This window comes from Arcobacter sp. LA11 (assembly GCF_001895145.1).
Lineage (GTDB): Bacteria > Campylobacterota > Campylobacteria > Campylobacterales > Arcobacteraceae > Halarcobacter.
On record NZ_BDIR01000005.1, the window covers coordinates 199,725 to 218,906 of the forward strand.

General features: G+C 27.4%; 22 protein-coding genes and 1 tRNA gene. 11 read left to right on the forward strand and 12 right to left on the reverse strand.

All coding sequences use genetic code 11. From position 1 onward, the window contains the following. The first annotated feature begins 32 nt into the window (after positions 1-32). The 3 genes from BT997_RS06945 to BT997_RS06955 all read left to right on the forward strand — a co-directional run bounded on the left by BT997_RS06945 (position 33) and on the right by BT997_RS06955 (position 1,208). On the forward strand, positions 33-308 hold the full coding sequence (locus BT997_RS06945) for a c-type cytochrome (protein WP_072680724.1): 276 nt from the start codon (positions 33-35) through the stop codon (positions 306-308). 161 nt (positions 309-469) lie between these two features. Next, positions 470-745 (forward strand): c-type cytochrome, encoded by a 276-nt coding sequence (locus BT997_RS06950; protein ID WP_072680725.1) that lies wholly within the window; start codon positions 470-472, stop codon positions 743-745. A gap of 187 nt (positions 746-932) precedes the next feature. Then, positions 933-1,208, forward strand: coding sequence for a c-type cytochrome (locus tag BT997_RS06955; RefSeq protein WP_072680726.1), 276 nt, complete (start codon positions 933-935; stop codon positions 1,206-1,208). Between the two features lie 35 nt (positions 1,209-1,243). On the opposite strand, the gene BT997_RS06960 is transcribed toward BT997_RS06955, so the two are convergent. Next, complete coding sequence (locus BT997_RS06960; protein ID WP_174247207.1) at positions 1,244-2,098, reverse strand: GGDEF domain-containing protein; 855 nt, start codon at positions 2,096-2,098, stop codon at positions 1,244-1,246. Between the two features lie 136 nt (positions 2,099-2,234). Here BT997_RS06960 and BT997_RS06965 point away from each other — a divergent pair, with 136 nt between their 5' ends. The 4 genes from BT997_RS06965 (at position 2,235) to BT997_RS06980 (ending at position 7,110) form a co-directional block, all read left to right on the forward strand. After that, positions 2,235-3,398, forward strand: coding sequence for a hypothetical protein (locus BT997_RS06965; RefSeq protein ID WP_072680728.1), 1,164 nt, complete (start codon positions 2,235-2,237; stop codon positions 3,396-3,398). 56 nt (positions 3,399-3,454) lie between these two features. Continuing rightward, on the forward strand, positions 3,455-4,750 hold the full coding sequence (locus BT997_RS06970) for an SH3 domain-containing protein (protein ID WP_072680729.1): 1,296 nt from the start codon (positions 3,455-3,457) through the stop codon (positions 4,748-4,750). Between the two features lie 17 nt (positions 4,751-4,767). Then, positions 4,768-5,619, forward strand: coding sequence for a D-amino-acid transaminase (gene dat / locus BT997_RS06975; protein WP_083568532.1), 852 nt, complete (start codon positions 4,768-4,770; stop codon positions 5,617-5,619). Between the two features lie 69 nt (positions 5,620-5,688). Next, positions 5,689-7,110, forward strand: coding sequence for an SDR family oxidoreductase (locus BT997_RS06980; RefSeq protein ID WP_072680730.1), 1,422 nt, complete (start codon positions 5,689-5,691; stop codon positions 7,108-7,110). Here the strand turns inward: BT997_RS06980 and BT997_RS06985 are convergent. The 4 genes from BT997_RS06985 to rsmH are packed head-to-tail and all read right to left on the reverse strand — an operon-like array spanning position 7,085 to position 12,071. Continuing rightward, a complete protein-coding gene (locus BT997_RS06985) occupies positions 7,085-7,840 on the reverse strand; it encodes a hypothetical protein (RefSeq protein WP_072680731.1) in 756 nt (251 codons plus the stop codon). The genes BT997_RS06980 and BT997_RS06985 overlap by 26 nt on opposite strands. Beyond that, complete coding sequence (locus BT997_RS06990; protein WP_072680732.1) at positions 7,840-10,926, reverse strand: efflux RND transporter permease subunit; 3,087 nt, start codon at positions 10,924-10,926, stop codon at positions 7,840-7,842. Before BT997_RS06990 ends, BT997_RS06985 begins: the two co-directional genes overlap by 1 nt. Continuing rightward, complete coding sequence (locus tag BT997_RS06995) at positions 10,907-11,176, reverse strand: hypothetical protein (RefSeq protein ID WP_072680733.1); 270 nt, start codon at positions 11,174-11,176, stop codon at positions 10,907-10,909. Before BT997_RS06995 ends, BT997_RS06990 begins: the two co-directional genes overlap by 20 nt. Continuing rightward, complete coding sequence (rsmH, locus tag BT997_RS07000; RefSeq protein WP_072680734.1) at positions 11,169-12,071, reverse strand: 16S rRNA (cytosine(1402)-N(4))-methyltransferase RsmH; 903 nt, start codon at positions 12,069-12,071, stop codon at positions 11,169-11,171. The genes BT997_RS06995 and rsmH overlap by 8 nt, the downstream gene beginning before the upstream one ends. A gap of 88 nt (positions 12,072-12,159) precedes the next feature. On the opposite strand from rsmH, the gene BT997_RS07005 reads away from it, so the two are divergent. From BT997_RS07005 to BT997_RS07015, 3 genes are all read left to right on the forward strand, one after another. Then, positions 12,160-12,738 carry a class II aldolase and adducin N-terminal domain-containing protein gene (locus BT997_RS07005; RefSeq protein WP_072680735.1) on the forward strand — a complete coding sequence of 193 codons (579 nt, stop codon included), beginning with the start codon at positions 12,160-12,162 and terminating at the stop codon, positions 12,736-12,738. A 113-nt stretch (positions 12,739-12,851) separates the two neighbouring features. Further along, the gene (locus tag BT997_RS07010) at positions 12,852-13,130 is read left to right on the forward strand and encodes an HU family DNA-binding protein (RefSeq protein WP_072680736.1); all 279 of its coding nucleotides are present in this window, start codon (positions 12,852-12,854) and stop codon (positions 13,128-13,130) included. 69 nt (positions 13,131-13,199) lie between these two features. After that, positions 13,200-13,286, forward strand: a tRNA-Leu gene (locus BT997_RS07015). Positions 13,287-13,292: 6 nt separating this feature from the next. On the opposite strand, the gene BT997_RS15540 is transcribed toward BT997_RS07015, so the two are convergent. Both BT997_RS15540 and BT997_RS07020 read right to left on the reverse strand, forming a co-directional pair. Beyond that, positions 13,293-13,454: a hypothetical protein gene (locus BT997_RS15540; RefSeq protein WP_174247208.1), complete on the reverse strand. Its 162-nt coding sequence runs from the start codon at positions 13,452-13,454 to the stop codon at positions 13,293-13,295. Between the two features lie 123 nt (positions 13,455-13,577). Next, on the reverse strand, positions 13,578-14,840 hold the full coding sequence (locus BT997_RS07020; protein ID WP_072680737.1) for a hypothetical protein: 1,263 nt from the start codon (positions 14,838-14,840) through the stop codon (positions 13,578-13,580). A 281-nt stretch (positions 14,841-15,121) separates the two neighbouring features. On the opposite strand from BT997_RS07020, the gene BT997_RS07025 reads away from it, so the two are divergent. After that, complete coding sequence (locus BT997_RS07025) at positions 15,122-15,952, forward strand: flagellin (RefSeq protein ID WP_072680738.1); 831 nt, start codon at positions 15,122-15,124, stop codon at positions 15,950-15,952. Between the two features lie 32 nt (positions 15,953-15,984). On the opposite strand, the gene BT997_RS07030 is transcribed toward BT997_RS07025, so the two are convergent. The 5 genes from BT997_RS07030 to BT997_RS07050 form a co-directional block, all read right to left on the reverse strand. Further along, positions 15,985-16,551 carry a glycine zipper 2TM domain-containing protein gene (locus BT997_RS07030; RefSeq protein ID WP_072680739.1) on the reverse strand — a complete coding sequence of 189 codons (567 nt, stop codon included), beginning with the start codon at positions 16,549-16,551 and terminating at the stop codon, positions 15,985-15,987. 37 nt (positions 16,552-16,588) lie between these two features. Next, on the reverse strand, positions 16,589-16,891 hold the full coding sequence (locus tag BT997_RS07035; RefSeq protein WP_072680740.1) for a c-type cytochrome: 303 nt from the start codon (positions 16,889-16,891) through the stop codon (positions 16,589-16,591). A 151-nt stretch (positions 16,892-17,042) separates the two neighbouring features. Continuing rightward, positions 17,043-17,372 carry a hypothetical protein gene (locus tag BT997_RS07040; RefSeq protein WP_072680741.1) on the reverse strand — a complete coding sequence of 110 codons (330 nt, stop codon included), beginning with the start codon at positions 17,370-17,372 and terminating at the stop codon, positions 17,043-17,045. Next, on the reverse strand, positions 17,360-18,409 hold the full coding sequence (locus tag BT997_RS07045; protein WP_258239441.1) for a HAMP domain-containing sensor histidine kinase: 1,050 nt from the start codon (positions 18,407-18,409) through the stop codon (positions 17,360-17,362). Before BT997_RS07045 ends, BT997_RS07040 begins: the two co-directional genes overlap by 13 nt. Before the next feature lie 100 nt (positions 18,410-18,509). After that, positions 18,510-19,181 carry a response regulator transcription factor gene (locus BT997_RS07050; RefSeq protein ID WP_072680743.1) on the reverse strand — a complete coding sequence of 224 codons (672 nt, stop codon included), beginning with the start codon at positions 19,179-19,181 and terminating at the stop codon, positions 18,510-18,512. Between the last annotated feature and the right edge of the window lies 1 nt (position 19,182).

The window sequence follows — 19,182 nt, forward strand, 5'->3', positions numbered from 1 at the left end:
ATTTCTAATATAAAATATAAAAGGAAACAAAAATGAAAAAAGTACTACTTCTTACGTCAATCTTAGCATGTGTTGCATTTGCAAACCCATACCAAAAATGTGTTGGTTGTCATGGTGCAAATGGTGAAAAAGTTGCTCTAGGTAAATCTAAAGTTATCAAAGATATGACTAAAGCTGAATTTATTGCTGCTATGAAAGGTTATAAAGATGGTTCATATGGTGGTCCAATGAAAGGTCTTATGAAAGGTCAATCTGCAGGACTTTCTGACGCTGATATCGAAGCTATTGCTAACCAAATCGCAAAATAATTATAAATAACTAGAAGGTAAACTTCTAGTTATTATCCCAAATACCTTTACTAAACGCTACACTTATTAACATTCCACGTTTATTATACAATTCAATAATACTATTAAAAGATGAAATGTATTAAAATATATTTTTAATACAAAAATTTAAAGGATTCTTAATGAAAAAAGTTTTATTACTTACATCTATCTTAGCATGTGTTGCATTTGCAAACCCATACCAAAAATGTGTTGGTTGTCATGGTGCAAATGGTGAAAAAGTTGCTCTAGGTAAATCTAAAGTTATCAAAGATATGACTAAAGCTGAATTTATTGCTGCTATGAAAGGTTATAAAGATGGTTCATATGGTGGTCCAATGAAAGGTCTTATGAAAGGTCAATCTGTAGGACTTTCTGACGCTGATATCGAAGCTATTGCTAACCAAATCGCAAAATAATTATACTAACCAGAAGTGCTAGCACTTCTGGTACTTCTTTTTTTCTAAATAATCTAAAATACAATCAAAAGAAACAAAACAACTAATAATTTTTATACTCTTAATCATAAATAAATATTCATTTACAAATTCTTAAAGTATTCTTTATATATAATACTAATATTATTATTTCAAAAAAGGATATGCTATGAAAAAAATTCTATGTTTGACTGCAATATTTGCATGTACTCTTTTTGCAGACCCGTATGCAAAATGTGTAAACTGTCACGGTGCCAATGGTGAAAAAGCTGCAATGAGTAAGTCTAAAGTTCTTAAAGATATGACTAAAGCTGAATTTATTGCAGCTATGAAAGGTTACCAAGATGGCTCTTATGGTGGAGCTATGAAAGGTTTAATGACTGTTCAAGTTAAAGGTCTAAGTGACGCTGACATCGAAGCTATGGCAAATAAAATTGCTAAATAACTTTCTATAACTAGAAGTAAAGTTTTTACTTCTAGTTAACCAAACTCAATTCTATCTCGTCCATTGTTTTTAGCTTTATAAACCCCATCATCTGCTTTTTTAATCATATCATCTTTAGTAGAGCATTCAGAATAAAAAGAGACTCCCATACTTACAGTAATAGAGATATCTCTAGTACTATGATAAATTCTTTGTGATTTAATATCTTTTCTTAATTCATCCAATTTATCAATAATTTCATTTTTAGGAATAAAGCAAAGTATGATAAACTCTTCTCCTCCATACCTATATACTTCACCATTTAATATTTTTGCATGTTTTTGTAGCTTTTGACCTAAATAAACAAGTGTTCTATCTCCGGCATCATGTCCAAAATTATCATTAATACCTTTAAACCTATCTGCATCAACAAATATTGCACTTAGTATTGATGAATTATTTTGATTTATAAACATATCTAAATCATTTTCCATTTTTCTTCTATTGTAAACACCTGTTAAATGATCACGATTCATAGTATCTTCTAATTGAGCTTTCTCTCTTAAAAGTTCTTCAATCAAAGTATCTTTATAGTTATCTTCTAAATCTGTATTTTTTTGTTCTAATATTTTTCCTAAATAAAATTCGAATATATCTTTTTTTGCAGAATAATCAATCTTGTCACACTCTATAGTTAATTGAGGTTTGTCTTCTCCTAAACCATTTGTAATAATCAGTTTATCAACCTGTTTAATACTATATTTAATTTTATCATCAATTATTTTTGGCTCTAGTAACTCTTTTTGCCAATACTTAGAAGTCTCTTTTTCAAGAATATGAGTTTTTTTAAATTGAATGTCTTTGAAAAGGTCTTTATCTACAGAAATTTTATACATATGAAATAGTATCAATAAAAAACTATAAAGGAGTTAAATATATATTTTCATTATCTTTTATTATAAGTTTAACTTATTTTATTATTTTATCAAATTTTAATAAAAACTTATATATCATTGCGCTTTAGAACAAACTTATTTAAGGATATTCATGATATTACGAGAAAAATTTAATCCTATGTGTTTCTTGTCTTCATTGGGTGCTGGTGGGCTTTCTGTTTCATTTTTTATGTACCTAATGTTTCTTGTACCTCATAAAGGTACACCTATGGCAACATTTAATCACATATTTCCTGAGCTTATGAAAGGAACATGGCTTTCTTTTGTTATTGCTTTTTCATTAGTTTTTATTATTGCTTTCGCTTTTTTTCATTTTAAACTACTTATTTGGAATACAAAACAGTTTAATATGTACAAAAAAACAGAGGCTTATAAAACATTAGTAAATTCAAATGCAGAGATTACACTTATGACTATACCTCTTACATATGCAATGACTATTAATGTATGTTTTGTATTAGGAGCTGTGTTTGTTCCAAATCTTTGGAGTATAGTTGAATATATGTTTCCATTTGCACTTCTAGGTTTTCTAGTTGCTGGGTATTTTGCACTTAAGATAACTTTTGAATATTTTTCAAGACTATTAACAACTGGAGATTTTGATTTTACAAAAAACAATAATCTTTCTCAAATGATTTCAATTTTTGCTTTATCTATGATTGCTGTGGGATTTGCAGCACCAGGAGCGATGAGTCATAATTTAACAATTAATGCAATTGGAATATTTGGTGCCCTATTCTTTGGTTCGTTTGCTATGCTTTTATTAATAATCAAAATAACTATGGGATTTAAAAACATGTTTGAACAAGGAGTTGCATTAGAAGCTTCACCATCACTTTGGATAATTATTCCTATCTTAACACTTCTTGGGATTATGATGGTTAGAGTATCTTTTGGATTAGACCATAACTTTGATTCAGTTATGAGTAAATCATCGTTATTTACGCTTACCTCTGTTATATTATCTATTCAGATTATCTTTGGTATTTTAGGATACAAAGTTATGAAAACAAATGGGTATTTTGAAAAATATATAGAAGATGAAAATACAAAATCATCAGTATCATTTGCACTTATTTGTCCAGGTGTTGCATTTATGGTATTTGGAATGTTTTTTGTCAATTTTGGATTAACTTATAATGAAGTATTAACAAAATACTCAATCTTTTATTTCATACTTATGATTCCATTTATTTTTATTCAATATAAAACTGTTCTTTATTTCTTTAAACTAAAAAGAAAATTCAACTTTTAATAAATAACTATTTTTAAAATGATACAATCTCTAATAAAATTTAGAGGTTGTATTTAATGTCAAACATATATATTCCTATTAAGCATATACTGTTATATTCTTTCATTCTTTTTTTTACTGCTTGTTCATACAAAAGCAAGGATGTATTAGACTTAAGTAAGTATTCACAAAACCCTTCTTCTTATACAAAAGACCTTAAAAACTACAATTTAGACCAAGATAATTTAACAGAAAAATTCATATCAAACTACTTTTCTGTTTGGAATACAGACAAACTCTCATATACCAAAGAAGAAGCTTCATGGGGGAATATTTATTCTAAAAGAGAAATATATTTAGAGAATCATTTATTAGCTTCAAAAGATTGGTTTAATAAACAAATCTCAAACTCAAACTTTGAAAACTTTAATCAAGTTTTACAAAAAGCAATTTTGACTAAAAATAGTGATTTTAGAGTTTTTCCTACAAGTAGTCGTATGTTTTACAATCCTTCAAAAGCAGGAGAAGGTTTCCCTTTTGACTATAACCAAAACTCAAGAGTAAAAATAAATACTCCAGTTTTAATATCACACTACTCTAAGGATAAAGCATGGGCTTTTGTAGAGTCTCATTATGTTTTAGGATGGGTTAGACTAGATAATCTTCTTTTAATAGATGAAAACCTAAAAGATGGATTTATGAGTAATGAACTTTATGTAATAGTAAAAGAAGGTTTTGAAATATTTGATAAAACTTCTTTAGAAGATATGAAAGTTGGAACATTTTTTACAAAAAAAGATGACAAATATCTACTTGCTACAAATAATGGGTTTAAAAAAGTAGATATAGATGATTATAAAATTAAGAAGTTACCAATAAAATTTGATTCAAAAAACATAGAACTTATATCAAAAGAGTTTATAGGTGAACCATATGGCTGGGGAGGGATAAACAATCATAGAGACTGTTCAAGCTTTACGCAAGATTTTTTCACACCTTTTGGTATTTATTTAAAAAGAAACTCAAAAAGTCAAACCGAGCTTCATAAATATATTGATCTTTCAAAACTAGAAGATAAAGAAAAAAAAGAGTTTATACGAAAAAATGCAAAGCCTTTTTTAACACTTATTTATCTTAGAGGGCATATAATGCTTTATGTAGGTAATAAAAATAATGAACCTCTGGTAATGCATAATGTCTGGGGAGTTAGAACAAAAAGTTTATTTGGAGAAAGTGGTAGAAACATAATAGGTAAAACAGTTATAACAACACTTGAACCAGGAATAGAGTTATATAACAGTGATAAATCAAAAACTATACTAAGAAAAATACAAGGTATAGTTTTATTAAATCAACAAACAATAGAAGAATAGATAATAAAGAGAAAAAAATGATTGTTTATGTAAATGAAAAATATTTAGAAGAAAATGATGCACAAGTAAATGTAAATGATAGAGGATACTTATTTGCAGATGGAGTATATGAAGGATTTAGAATCTACAATGGCAAGATTTTTAAACTTCAAGAGCATAAAAATAGATTTCAAAGAAGTTTAGATGAACTTAAAATATCATACTCTTTGAAAGATGAGATAGAAGAAGTTTTTAAAAACTTATTTAAGAAAAACAATTATTTAAAAGAAGATGAACTTTTTTATTATATGCAAATAACAAGAGGTGTAGCACCAAGAGATCATGGTTTTCAAAAAGAAAAACCAAAAGCTGGAATATATGCCTTTCTTTCAAAGAAAAAAATCAATTTAGATGCATATAACAATGGAGTAAAAATATGTACTACTGCTGATAATAGATGGGCAAGATGTGATATAAAATGTATCTCACTTATTGCAAACTGTTTAGCAAAACAAACAGCTGTAGAAGATGGTTTTTTTGATGCCCTATTCGTACACGATGGAGTAATTACGGAAGGTACATCAACAAATGTATGTTTTATAAAAGATGATATTTTATATACTCATGCAGCTACAAATAGAATCCTAAGTGGGGTTACTAGAAATTTTGTTCTAGATTTATGTAAAGAAAATGATATCAAAGTAGTAGAGTTTCCTCTAACTACTAATAAAATATCAGATGTTGATGAAGCATTTCTAACAGGAACTTCAGGAGAGATAACTCCTATTATAAAAATAGATAATATTACTATAGGAAATGGAAAATCTGGGAAAATAACTAAGAAACTCCAGAAATACTATAGAGAGTATGTAAATAATAACTTTTATTAACCATATATAAAAAGTATACCAGTTTATAATATTTAATGATAAGATAATAAAAAAACTAAAGGAGTTGTTATGAAAGTTTTACTAACAGGCTCTACTGGATATATAGGACGACGACTTAAACAAAAACTTTTAGCAAATAATAATATAGAGCTTAGACTTTATGTTAGAAACAAAAAAGCTCTGTCTGCAAATATTGAAGAAGAAGCAGAAGTTTTTGAAGGTGATACTTTTGACAAAAATAAACTTGAAACTGCTTTAGAAGGAGTTGATACTGCTTTTTATCTAGTTCACTCATTAAATAATAAAAACTACAAAGACCTAGATAAAATATCTGCTCAAAATTTTATAGATACAGCTTCCAAATGCGGAGTTAAAAGAGTTATCTATTTAGGTGGGTTAGGTGTTAAAAATAAAGACACTAGTGAACATCTTTTAAGTAGAATTGAAACTGGAGAAGTTCTAAGTTCAAATAAAAATGTACAAACTATCTGGATACGTGCAGGAGTTATTATAGGTTCAGGTAGTACAAGTTTTGAAATTATTAGAAATTTAACAGAAAAACTTCCAATCATGACTACTCCTAAGTGGGTATATACAAAAGCAGAACCAATAGCTGTAAGTGATGTATTAAAATATCTAGAAGAGTCTTTATATTTAGAAGAAAAAGAGAACTTGATAGTTGATATAGGATGTGAACAATTAACCTATAGAGACATGATGATACAAACAGGAAAAGCTTTAGGATTAAAAAGAATACTTATACCACTTCCTTTTCTGTCTATAAATATCTCTTCATATTGGTTAAATCTTTTTACCCCTGTTCCTTTTACTGTGGCAAAAGCTTTAATAGAAGGACTTAAATCAGAAGTTGTCATGCAAAATGACAATGCGAAAAAATACTTTAAAAATATAAAACCAATTTCTTATATAAAAGCAGTAAGAAAAGCTGTTAAAGAGATAGAAACAAACCAAGTTATCAGTAGATGGAGTGACAATGGTGGAAAAATCTGGGATAAAAATCATTCAAAAGAGATTTCAGACGCAATATTTGTAGATAGAAAAGAATCTGATATTTCAAAGTTAGATAAAGAAAAAGTATATAAAAGCTTTACTTCTATTGGTGGTAAAAATGGTTGGTTTGACTATGATTTCCTCTGGGTAATGAGAGGTGTTCTTGATAAGATGATAGGTGGAGTAGGACTCAAACGTGGAAGACGAGATCAAGAAAACCTAAGAGTTGGAGAAAGTTTAGACTTTTGGAAAGTAGCTGATTTAAAAGAGAACGAAAGACTTCTTTTATATGCCCAAATGAGACTTCCAGGAACTGCCTGGTTAGAGTTTAAAATTGAAGATAACAAACTTATTCAATCTGCGTACTTCTATCCAAAAGGAGTATTTGGAAGACTTTACTGGTATAGCTTAATTCCTCTACATTATTTTGTATTTACAAATATGATTGAGTCTATTATAAAAAAAGCTGCCAATGAATAGAAAACTTATTTTCAAACTGCGTTAGTTTATTAGAAAGAAAAGAATTAATACTCTCTTCTTTAAATATAAAAAAATAAACGCGTGGTGAGTATGGTTTATGTTTTATTGCAAGAACAAAAGAAAAACTCTTCTCCAACTCTTTTTTTATAATTTCTATTTGATTATCATGAGTCATACTTCTATTTAAATGATGATATATAACTACACACTTTCCAATTTTATATAGGGTTTCTATCTCATCAAAAAAAATATATTTTCCACTTTTTGTTTTTTTATTAAAAGAGTTAAAACATAAAAGCTCTATATCTTTACAGTTTTCCTTTTTAAGCACTTTTGTTGCTATTCCATTATCAGGGTCAACAAATATGAAATCTGCTTGTTTACAGAAAGATATGGCCTTTTTAAACCAGTTTTTTCTATATTCTAAAGTATCTTTTCCATTTTTATTTACAAAATCTGAAAAATAATCACAGTTTTGAAGAAGTTTTGCATTTTCTAAAGCTTTTACATCTCTTTTTGTATTGATTACATTTTTAAAAGTATTCTCTAAAAGTAAATCCATACCTTCTACTTTTTCAAAATAGTTAATATACTTTCCATCGCCATTATGATTTTCATCAGGATACATATACCAGATTTGTTTTAAGATGTAATCTGTATCATTAAATAGATATCGCAATAGCTGGAACTTTCCAAAGTCTCCTATATCTGCTGCATATCTATCTTGCATTAGTTTTCTGCTTTTCTTAAGTATATAAGTCTATAAACCATAGGTACATAATATAGATTTAAAATAGTAGCCCAAAGAATTCCAAATCCTAGTGAGACTGCCATAGGTTGTAGGATTAAAGCTTGTCCAGAAGCAAAGAACATCAGAGTTGATAGTCCTAATATAGTTGTTGCAGAGGTCAATAAAATAGGTCTCAATCTCATTAAAGCATACTCTTCAAGTTCTAAAAGAGTTTTACCTTTTTTTATAAAGTCCATCATAATAATTCCATCATTTACAATAACCCCAGCAAGTCCAACAATACCAATCAAACTTGGCATAGTTATATTGATTCCAATAACTAAGTGTCCTACTAAAACACCTAAAATAGATAAAGGTACAGTTGAAAGAATAATTAAAGATTTTACGACTGAATCAAACATCCAAATTAGAGCAATAAAAATAAGAATAATAGCTAATAAAGCAGCTTCTGCCATCTCTCTTTGAACTTTTTGATTTTCCTCTTGTTCACCTTTTACATCTATTGATACTTCACGTCTAAGTTCATCTAAAATAGGATCTAATTGCTCGAAAATCTCCGAAGATGTTACTCCACTTGAACTTGCAGTAATTGATACAATCCGTTTATTGTTTTCTTTAAATATTTGAGATAAAGCTTTTTGCTCGATAATATTCACAACATCTTTTAAAAGTACTTTTTGATTAGTTCCAGGTATTATAATCTCAAAAAAGTCTAAAGAACTAAGAGTATCTTTGTTTTTACTTTGGAAGACAACTTCAACTATTCCATTATCATCAAACATCTTAGAGTATGCGCCTTTAAAATATAAAGGTCTTATACTTGAAACTATATAGTTTTCAGTAAACCCAAGTCTTTGTCCATAAGAGTTAACTTTAAATTTAAGTTCAACATTTCCTTCTAAAATATCATCCGCAATATTTGAAACACCCTTGATAGATGAAAGTTTATTTTTTATTATAGTTACTGCATTAGCAATTTTTTTATTGTTTCCACTAATAGCAAGTTCTATGTCATTTTTAACAATTCCAGCACCAGGAACAAAAACTTTAAACTCTTCGTACTCTCTACTATCAATTAGAGGTTTTAAAAGCTCTTTTAAATCTGCTTCAATATCTTGTGCAGACTTTTCTCTTTTCATATTTGTATCATCATATTTTGGAGACAAATAAGGATTTATATATTTATCAAAAATATTTTGAGGTGCTCTTTCATAAAGGTTTACAAATATATGAAAATAAAACTCTTCATTTTGTGGTATATTTTTACCATCAAGTCTCATCCCTATTACAGAAGATACAGAATCTAGATTGTTTGCGAAATCATATTCTTTTATTATCTTTTGTTCTATTTTAGCAACTAATTCTTCTGTTTGTTCAATCTTTTTTCCAACACCAACTGAACCAGTTATATAAACTTGGGTAGAATCAAAATCTGGTAAAAATTGAAATCTAGAATTTACTGCTAAAAAATATGTAGCACCGATAATTGATACAACCATTATAGTTAAAGCTACAAATCTTCTTTTAAGTAAAAAGTTTAAAATTGTTTTATATATCTTTTTATTTACTTCCCAAATTTTATCTGACTTCTTAGCCTTTGTATGAACACTAAATATTTGTCTTGCATGTAAAGGTAAAAAGAAAAAAGCTTCAACTAAAGAAGACAATAAAAGAATTGTAATCATAATAGGCAATACCTTCATAAACTTCCCTACTTCTCCTGTCATAAGAAGAATTGGTAAAAAAGCGAATATAGTAGTTGCAGTTGCAGTTAAAACAGCAGGATAAACCTCTAAAGCTCCATCAAGAGCTGCGGTCATCCTATCTTTACCCATTTCCATATGTCTATAAATATTTTCACCCACAACAATTGCTTCATCAACTAACATTCCTAAAGCAATCAAAGCACCTAGAAGAGACAACATATTTAAACTATATCCCATAGCTTCAGCAGCAATAAGACCAATCATAAAAGAAGTTGGAATACCTATTGCAATTACAATAGCTATACGTACATTTATAAAAAAGAAAAGTGCAATAAACAATAAACATAAACCAAAAAGAATATTTGAAACTACTGTATTAAGTCTATTTTTAATCCAAACAGAAGTATCTGTATGAGTATCAAATTCCAAAGAGGGATACTGTTTTTTATAATCAACCAAAATCTCTTTTATCTGTTTTACTAACTCAATGGCATCTCCACTTTCACTTTTGTTTATTCCAATAGAGACATCTCTGTTACCATTGAAGTGCGAAATATTATTTACATCTGCTAGTTGGAAACTTACCTTTGCAATATCTTTTAAATATAGTCTATTATTTGCAATTTTTAAGATAGTATTTTGAATTTTATTTATATCTTTTTCACCATTATAAGTACTAAGATAATAGTGTCTTGTTTTATCTTTTACAATACCAGCAGGGAATATAGAACTCAAATTTTGAACAGTATTTATAACATCTTGTAAATTTAAGCCATATGCTTTTATTTTATTTTCATCAAATTTTATTAGAAGTTCTCTATCACTATCTCCCCAAATAGAGAGTGAACTTAAATCTTTTAATCCTGAAAGAGTAGATTTCACATCTTTTGCAACATCTAAAAGTCTCTCTTTTGAGTCATCTCCATATAAAACCACAGTAATAAGAGGTATTTCACCTATTATCTCTTTTACAACAGGTTCATCCATATCAGAGGGTAAATTTACTTTTGTTTTTGTAACTATATCTTTTACATCATCTATAACATCACTTGCTTCAAAACCTCTTTTTAGTTTTACATTAATTGAGAAGTAACCATTTTTGATTACTGATGTTATATCCCCTGCTTCCTCTAAAGAAGTAAGTTCATCTTCCAAATCCTCAACAGCCATCTTATCTAGTAAATCCGAACTAGCACCTGTATAACTTCCAGAAATAGAAACTGCATCAAGTGAAGCTGGAGGAAAAATCTCTTTTGGAATACTTAAGTATGCAAAAACAGATAAAACAAAAAGGAAAAAAAGTAGAAAATGATTTAGTATTGGTTTTTTAAGACCAAACTTAGTTATTGTCTGAATCATTGGCTTCTTCTATTGAATAAATTATAAGAGAATCAACTATTTGGTTTTTAAATTTCATATCTTCTAATTGTTGCACTAAAAATTTATTTTCTTCTTTTAAAGATATATAGTGTGCATATAATTTATTTATGTCTTTACTAACATAATATATATTATTTTGAATATAAATTTGAGGAAAATATAATACCAATGCAAGTAATAACATCCCTATAGCAATAAATATTGAATTTACTGAATTTAGTTTAATCAAATTTAAAAATCCTTAACTTAGAGCTTCTACTTCTAGGATTTTGTTTAATCTCTTCTTTTGTAGGAATAATTGGTTTTTTTGTAATAATTTTTCCTAAAGAGTGATTATTTCCACAAGTACATCTAAATACATCAGGAGGGCAAATACAAGATTTAGTCCATTTTTTAAAATAGTTTTTAACAATCCTATCTTCTAAAGAGTGAAAAGAGATTATTGCAACTATACAATTTGAGGGTTTCATTTCTTCAATAGAATCAAAAAGTCTTTCTAAAACACCTAGTTCATCATTTACTTCAATTCTAATACCCTGAAAAGGTAAAGTAGCTGGATGTATCTTTCCTTTGTACATCTTCTTTGATAAAAAGTCTGCTAACTCTTTACTTGAAGAAAAAGGTCTATTATTTACTATTAAAGAAGCTACTTTTTTATATTCTCTAACTTCACCATATTCTTTAAAAACTCTCTCAAGTTCATTTTGAGAATATGTATTTACTACAACAGATGCATCTAAACTTTGCATCTGATCCATTCTCATATCTAAAGTATCACCATCAAATCCAAAACCACGTTCATTTTTATCTAGTTGTAGAGATGATACACCAATATCAGCTAAAATACCTCTAATATTAAAACCTCTAAAAGTTTCAAGTACATGTTCAAAATTACCTTTATTGAAAATTACTCTTGTAGAAAATTCTTCTAATCTCTTTTTTGAAAATAATAAAGCTTCATCATCTTGGTCATTACATATTAATTGTATATTTTCATTTTGACTAATAAGTCCAAAACTATGTCCTGCATAACCTGTAGTACAATCTATAATATACCCTTCATTTACTTTATTAAATGCTTCTAGTGTTTCATTATAAAGTACGGGAATATGAGGAATTTCCATTAAATTAATCCTTGGTGATATTTTATTAGTTTATCTTTTAATTAGGTATATTATATAATACCCAAAAAATAATTTAAGGTTTTTTAAAATGATAGATAATAAGACAGTTAAACTACTAAGTGATTTATCTTTAACAATGTTTAGAAAAAACTTCTTTGGTATTTATCATGGTGCGATATCTGCAAAACAAGACCACAATTCTTTTGTAATAAATAAATCAGATGCAATTTTTGATGAAATGTCTGATAACTCTTTTTGTAAACTTAATATGAATAAACAAGATTATAGATGGAAAGTAGCAAGTATAGAGTCTCATATTCACTCTACTATATACAATAATATACATGAAGCAAAATATATTGCCTTTGGAGTTCCAATCTATACTACAGCTTATACTTTTGAACATGATGAAATTATATTTGATGATTTTTTTGGTAAAACAACTTTTCCTACAATTAAAGTATATGATCCTGGAGATTATAATACTTGGTACGATAGAAATGCTTTAGAAATTACAAAATACTTAAAAGAAACAAATGAACATATTATGGTTATAAAAGGAATTGGTACATATGTATATGATAGAGACATCAATAATCTAGTAAAAAGAATAGCCATTTTAGAGAACTCTTGTAGGCTTTTAAGTATAAAATCATCATTTAAATAATAAAAATTTACATTTTTTACATTTTTTACCCTACAAAGTCCCAAATTTTAGCTATTTTAAAGCTTAAATACTATAAAGTTTATCAAATTTAATCTTACACAAGGAGTTCATCAATGAACAAAGCTGAATTTATCGACGCAGTAGCTGCAAAAGCTGGTTTATCAAAAAAAGATTCTAAAGGTGCAGTAGATGCAGTATTAGAAACAATTACAGAAACATTAGTTAAAAGAGAAACTGTTAGTTTCATCGGATTTGGTACATTTAGTACTGCTGCTAGAGCAGAAAGAACTGCAAAAGTTCCAGGTACAGACAAAACTGTTAAAGTACCAGCTACAACTGTTGCAAAATTCAAAGTTGGAAAAGCGTTAAAAGAAGCTGTTGCAGCTAAATAATTGTTTTTCAATTAATATTGAAAAGGGCTCATCTTTGATGAGTCCTTTTTTAATGTCTAAAAACTATCTGCCCGTATGGTGAAATTGGTAAACACGTCGGATTCAAAATCCGATGACCTCACGGTCTTGTCGGTTCGAGTCCGACTACGGGTACCATATATATTATTTCAAATAACTATCAGAAGTAATCCCATTTTTTTCCATATAAGTAATATCACTTTTCCTTACTACTCCTGTTTTTTCTTTCCACTCAGTTAGAATTGCTCCAAATGCTCCAGTAAAAAAAAGACTAAAACATACTATTATTTTAAATATTATATTCATTTTCCACTACTTAATTTAATTTATTTCTTAATTAAATTCTAATACTAATTAACTAAATCCAGTGTTAATCAAAAGATGATAAAGTACCACTTTAGATTATAAATTTTACGGTATTTAGAATATTTAAGTTAAGTTTTCTTCTGTAATGTGAAAAGTTATTAAATTCCAGTAACCATCAGAAAAAGAATAGACTCTATTAAATATAAATCTCTTCAATATTTTTTTATCATTTCTATATTCAAAAAACCAAAATTTACCAAAAGTATTAATCATTGTATAATCTTTTGAATGTTTTATTTTATAGATCTCACTTTTAAACTCTTTCTTATTTTCTGTGAGTAGTTTATATCTACGCATATGATTAATACCTGAGTAAAGACCATTATAGATTACTCCATAATAATCCGAAGTAGGCATTTTTAAATAAACCCTATTTAAAAAAACTTTTTCTAATTCAAACACAGTATTTGGAAGACTAAGAACATCTTTAATATCTGCATTGATTTTTTTAATACCTTTTTTTTTCTTTTTTACATCTTCCACTAATTTATTATTTTCCCATAGATTTCTTTTTAACTTTTCAATTGCATTTTTATATCCATGAGTTCTAAATTTATTTTTATCAATTTTTGAAGTCCTATCTATAAACCTTTTTACTTCTTTATTTTTTCTTGAATTTAAATGAATAAATAATACTCTTTCTAATATAAAATTTAATTTTTTTTCATCACTAGGAGCTGAAAATCTTTTCTTTAATATTCTTAATGATTTTGCTTGACTTTCTAAAAGAGGATATTTTATTGTATCATCATAAAAAGGGTATTCCATAAGTTTTTGCTCGTCTATACTATCCTTTTTATCCAACTCATCTAATTGATTATAAAAATCTTCAATTGCCTTATAGTTTCCAGTTTCAATAGGGTGAGAACCAATTTTCATTGATTTTATAAATTCTTTAATTATGTCTTTTACATAATCCTTTAATTCAGGGAAATGAGTTACTATTAATTTATCTAAGAGCAAATCAAAAACATATAAAGTTATATTTGGATCTGAGAATATTTTAATTACCTCTCTAACTTCTTTTTCTCTTTGCATTTGTTTTAACATTTTCTTTGTATCTATTTCTTGCCAAAATTTATTCTTTCTTCTAGTTTCAAGAAAAACATTCATCTCACTTCTCAACCTTTTCCTTTCTTGAAAAGTTTGAGCATTTTCTATTAATCTTTCAAATCTATCAATCTTATTACTTAATTGTAAAAATTCATCATGATAAGGAGTTACAGTTTCCCAATGAGGTGCAGTTATTAAAATTGTTTCAATATATTTGTCACCTGCAGATACATTTATTGTTAATACCAATAAAATAGATAAAATATATTTCATATAAAATCCTTTTTTTGTTATTAATCTTAACATAATTTTATATGTTGTTAAATTTATTTACATTGAAAGTCTAGCCATTAAACAAAAGCAAAAAAATTTATTAAATTTATCCATAAGTAATTTTATTAGACCTTTATACATTTATTCTTTAGAAAGAAATAATTTTTATTTTTTAAATTAAAAAGCCTTTATACTACTTATGAAAACTAATTCTTCCTATTAATAATTTTTTAAACTTATAAGTTATAAAATAGACTTAGAACTTCCTTAAAGGAGTATTCATGCAAGTAAATAATAATATACAACTAGACCAATCTGTTTACTTAAATGCTAATCAGGCATTAAATAGAATTGCAACAGGGCTTGATATTAATAGTGCAGCAGATGATGCATCAGGCTTAGCAATAGCAGAAAACTTAAGAGTACAAACAAGTGGTATTTCTCAATCAATAGACAATGTTAACAGTGGTTTAGCATCTTTACAAATTGCAGATAAAGCTATCTCAGAACAATCTAATATTCTAGATACAGTAAAAGAGAAGTTGTTACAAGCTTCTACAGATACAACATCTCAAGATGGAAGAGAATCGCTTCTAACAGAGATTAAAGACTTACTTGAAAACTTTGACAATATTGCAAGTAGCACAAATTACAATGAACAAACTTTACTTCAAAATACAAATGAAGATAAAAGTATTTCTCAAGGACTTGAGGTTCAAGCTGGAGAAAAATCTGAAGATATAATTGATTCAGAAGGAATACAATCAAATACCCAAGGTGTAGGATTAGAAGCCTTATTAAATCAAGATCCAGATTCTTTTAGTGCTGAAGAGGCAAGAGGATATTTAGAAAATGTAGACAATGCTATAAGTACTGTAAATGACTATAGAGGGGAAATAGGTTCAACTCAAAACCAATTACAAAGTTCAGCAGCTAACTTACTTACACAAAGTACCCAACTAACTGCAGCAAGTTCTATTATTCAAGATATTGATTATGCAAAAGAGACATCAAATTTTAGTAAACAAAATGTTTTAGCTCAAATTGGAGCATATGCAGCAGCTCAATCAAATAATATTAATCAAGGTATTGTAACTAGATTATTATCATAAATAAAAAAGTAAAGCTAAAATAGCTTTACTTTTTAAAAACTTATCGTATGAGTAATTTTTATTTTTCTTTTAGGTCTGTTAGTGATTTTATAATGTTCTTCACCATTGTAGACAAAATAATTTTTATATCCAGTTATGATTTTTCTTTTAACTCTTTTATGTGATACGTCATAACATTCTGTTCTTGTTTCATATCTATAGTCATCATCATATCTGTCGTTATATCTATTATTGTATCTTGGCTTATAATTATTTCTAATCTCATGGGCAACTTTTGCTCCTAGTAGTCCACCTACTATTTGAGCGGCTACTCTACCATTTCCTTTTCCAATCTGACTACCTAGTACTGCACCAGCAGCTGTACCTATAAGAGTATCGACACCTAATTCATCATTATAATTATTTGAAGAATAATATCTATCATCGTAATTATCATTAATTTTGTATCTTACTTCTTTACACTCTCTTTTAGGTTGCCTATTATATTTATATTCATAAATTGGTTCACTATATCTAACTTTTGCATAATCATAAAATCTATCACTACCTGCAAAAGATGAGGACACCAATAATAATCCTACTAGAAAAATCTTTTTCATAGTCTTTTCCTTTTAACTTATAAATACCTAGTTTGTATTATTTTAAATTTGCAATATGTTCAGCAACAGCTTTCATATCTGCATCTGAAAGTCTTGCAACTTGACCTTTCATAACGCCTTTCATAGGTCCACCATAAGATCCATCTTTATAGCCTTTCAAAGCCATTTCAGTTTTTGCAACATCCCAACCTTTAATAATTTGAGATTTACCTAAAGCTTGCTTTTCAGCATTTGCACCATGACATCCAGCACATGCTTTATAAATACCTGCTCCATCAGCTGCAAAAAGTGATGTACCTGCTATTATTAATAATCCTGCTAATATTTTTGTAGTTTTCATTTTATACTCCTGTTAATTGGTTCTTAAATAATAGGAACCTTACTCTCTTTAAAAAATTCTAAAGAGAACAAACAAATTGTTCTTAGAATTTATAAAAGAAGTATAAAATCTAATTGTGAAGTGATTGTGGATGTATATTTAGTTAAAAAACTTATTGTAGTTTGCCAAAGATTTTATATTTTTCCCAATATCTATCTAAGGCTTCTTTTAATTTTTCATCATCTAATTTAGTTTTCTTTTTTATACCAAACCTTTTTATAAAGGCTTCTGGCATTATTGTTTCATCTTTATTTGGTTTTTTTAGATAATCTGTCATTGCTTCTTTTACTCTTCGTTCACTACTATATTTAAGTAAATATCTGTAAAAGTATTTATCTATTGATACAGGTAATTTATTATGACATTTTAGACAATTATCTTTATAAACATCTGCACTTAAACTACTTAATAGTAAAAAAACTAGTATTATTAATCTTGCCATTTTATTTCCATTTTAGTACCTACTTTAACCTCTGAAGAGACATCAATTTTAAAATCATACTCTTTTGCAATCAAAGATACTATATTTAACCCTATTCCAAAGCCGCCTACACTTTTATCAAAACGTATATATCTTTGAAATAATTGCTCTATTTGCTCAGAAGTCATACCTTTTCCAGTATCTTTAACACACAAATAGTTTTCTTTTAGTGTAACGATGATACTTCCTTGTACTTTATTATATTTTATTGCATTTGATAAGAGATTGTCTATTAATTTTGAGATTTTCTTTATATCACAAAATATTGTCACATCATTATCAATATTTAAATCAAATTTTATTTTTTTTACATCTGCAAGTGTTTGAAAATATTCTACTCTCTGACTTACAACTTTTGTTAAATCTAATATTTCATTTTGAGAGATAATTTTATTATCTAAAGTTAAAAAAGTTAAATCTTCATAGATATTTGATATTGTCTTAGCTCCAATATCAATTCTTTTTATTTTTCTAGCCATTTTGTCATCTAAAGTATTTGTATCAATCATCTCTACATTTGAGATAATTGCAGAAATGGGAGTATTCAACTCATGAGTTGTATCTTTTATAAATCTATCAAGAAGATGTAATGCATCTTTCATAGGTTTTAAAAAGATTTGTAAAAGGAAATATCCAAAAAAAGTCATAAAGAAAAAAGCAATTACAACAAAAATAGATATCTCTTTCTTAAGCTTTTCTAACCACTTCATATCATCAGGAATTTCTAGTACAACATACTTCGCACCAAGATAGTAAGATTCTGGCTCTTCTATAAAATGAATTTTATTTTTAGTAGTATAAGTTACATTATCAAGTTTAACTTCTTTTGAATCTAAAGTAGAGAAAATAAGAGTTTTATCACTATCATAAATAGCTGATTTATACTTCTCATCTCTTGGATAATATTTATATTTATCAAAGTTTACATGCAAGTCTTTTAATCTAAAAATCAAATCATTTGAATACTCTTGCATAGTGACACGTTTTTTTTGAAGCATCAAGTCTTTTTGAAAAGTAAAATATAAAAATGAGATAAAAATAAGTATTACAATTGTAAAAAAAGAGTACAAAGAAAGGAAACCTAAAAGAGTTCGTTTCTCACTTTGTGTTAAATCGATATCCAAGCTTTTTAAGACTAACAATTCTATCTTTTCCTAAAACTTTTCTCAAGTTTTTAATATATGTTCTTAGTGAATTATCACTATACTGTTCATCATAATCCCATACATAGTCATAAATTCTATCATGAATAAGTAATTCATCTTTATTTTGTAAGAAAAATTTTAATAATTTTTGTTCTTTAAAATTAAGTTGCACAATTTCATTATCTTTTGTAAGTTCATTTGTACTTGTGTCAAAAGAGATATTTTCATCAATTTGCACAATACTATCTTTATTTTTTGAAAATTCTCTTTTTATAATAGTTTGAACTCTTAATAAAAGTTCTTTTAGTTCAAATGGTTTTCTAATATAATCATCACAACCACTTTCAAAACCCTCTTCTAATGAACTCATTGAATTTAAAGAAGTAATAAAGATAGCAGGAGTAGAATTACCCTCTTTTCTTACTGCTTTTAATAATTCAAATCCATTTTGAGAAGGTACATTTACATCAAGTAAAAAAAGATCAAACTTTTCTTCATACATGATTTCTTGGGCTTCATCTCCATCATAAACTGCTTTTATATCAAAACCTTCTTCTTCAAAATAGTCCACTACTGTTTCACTAAGAGTTAAGTCATCTTCTAAAAGTAATAATTTTGTTTTCATA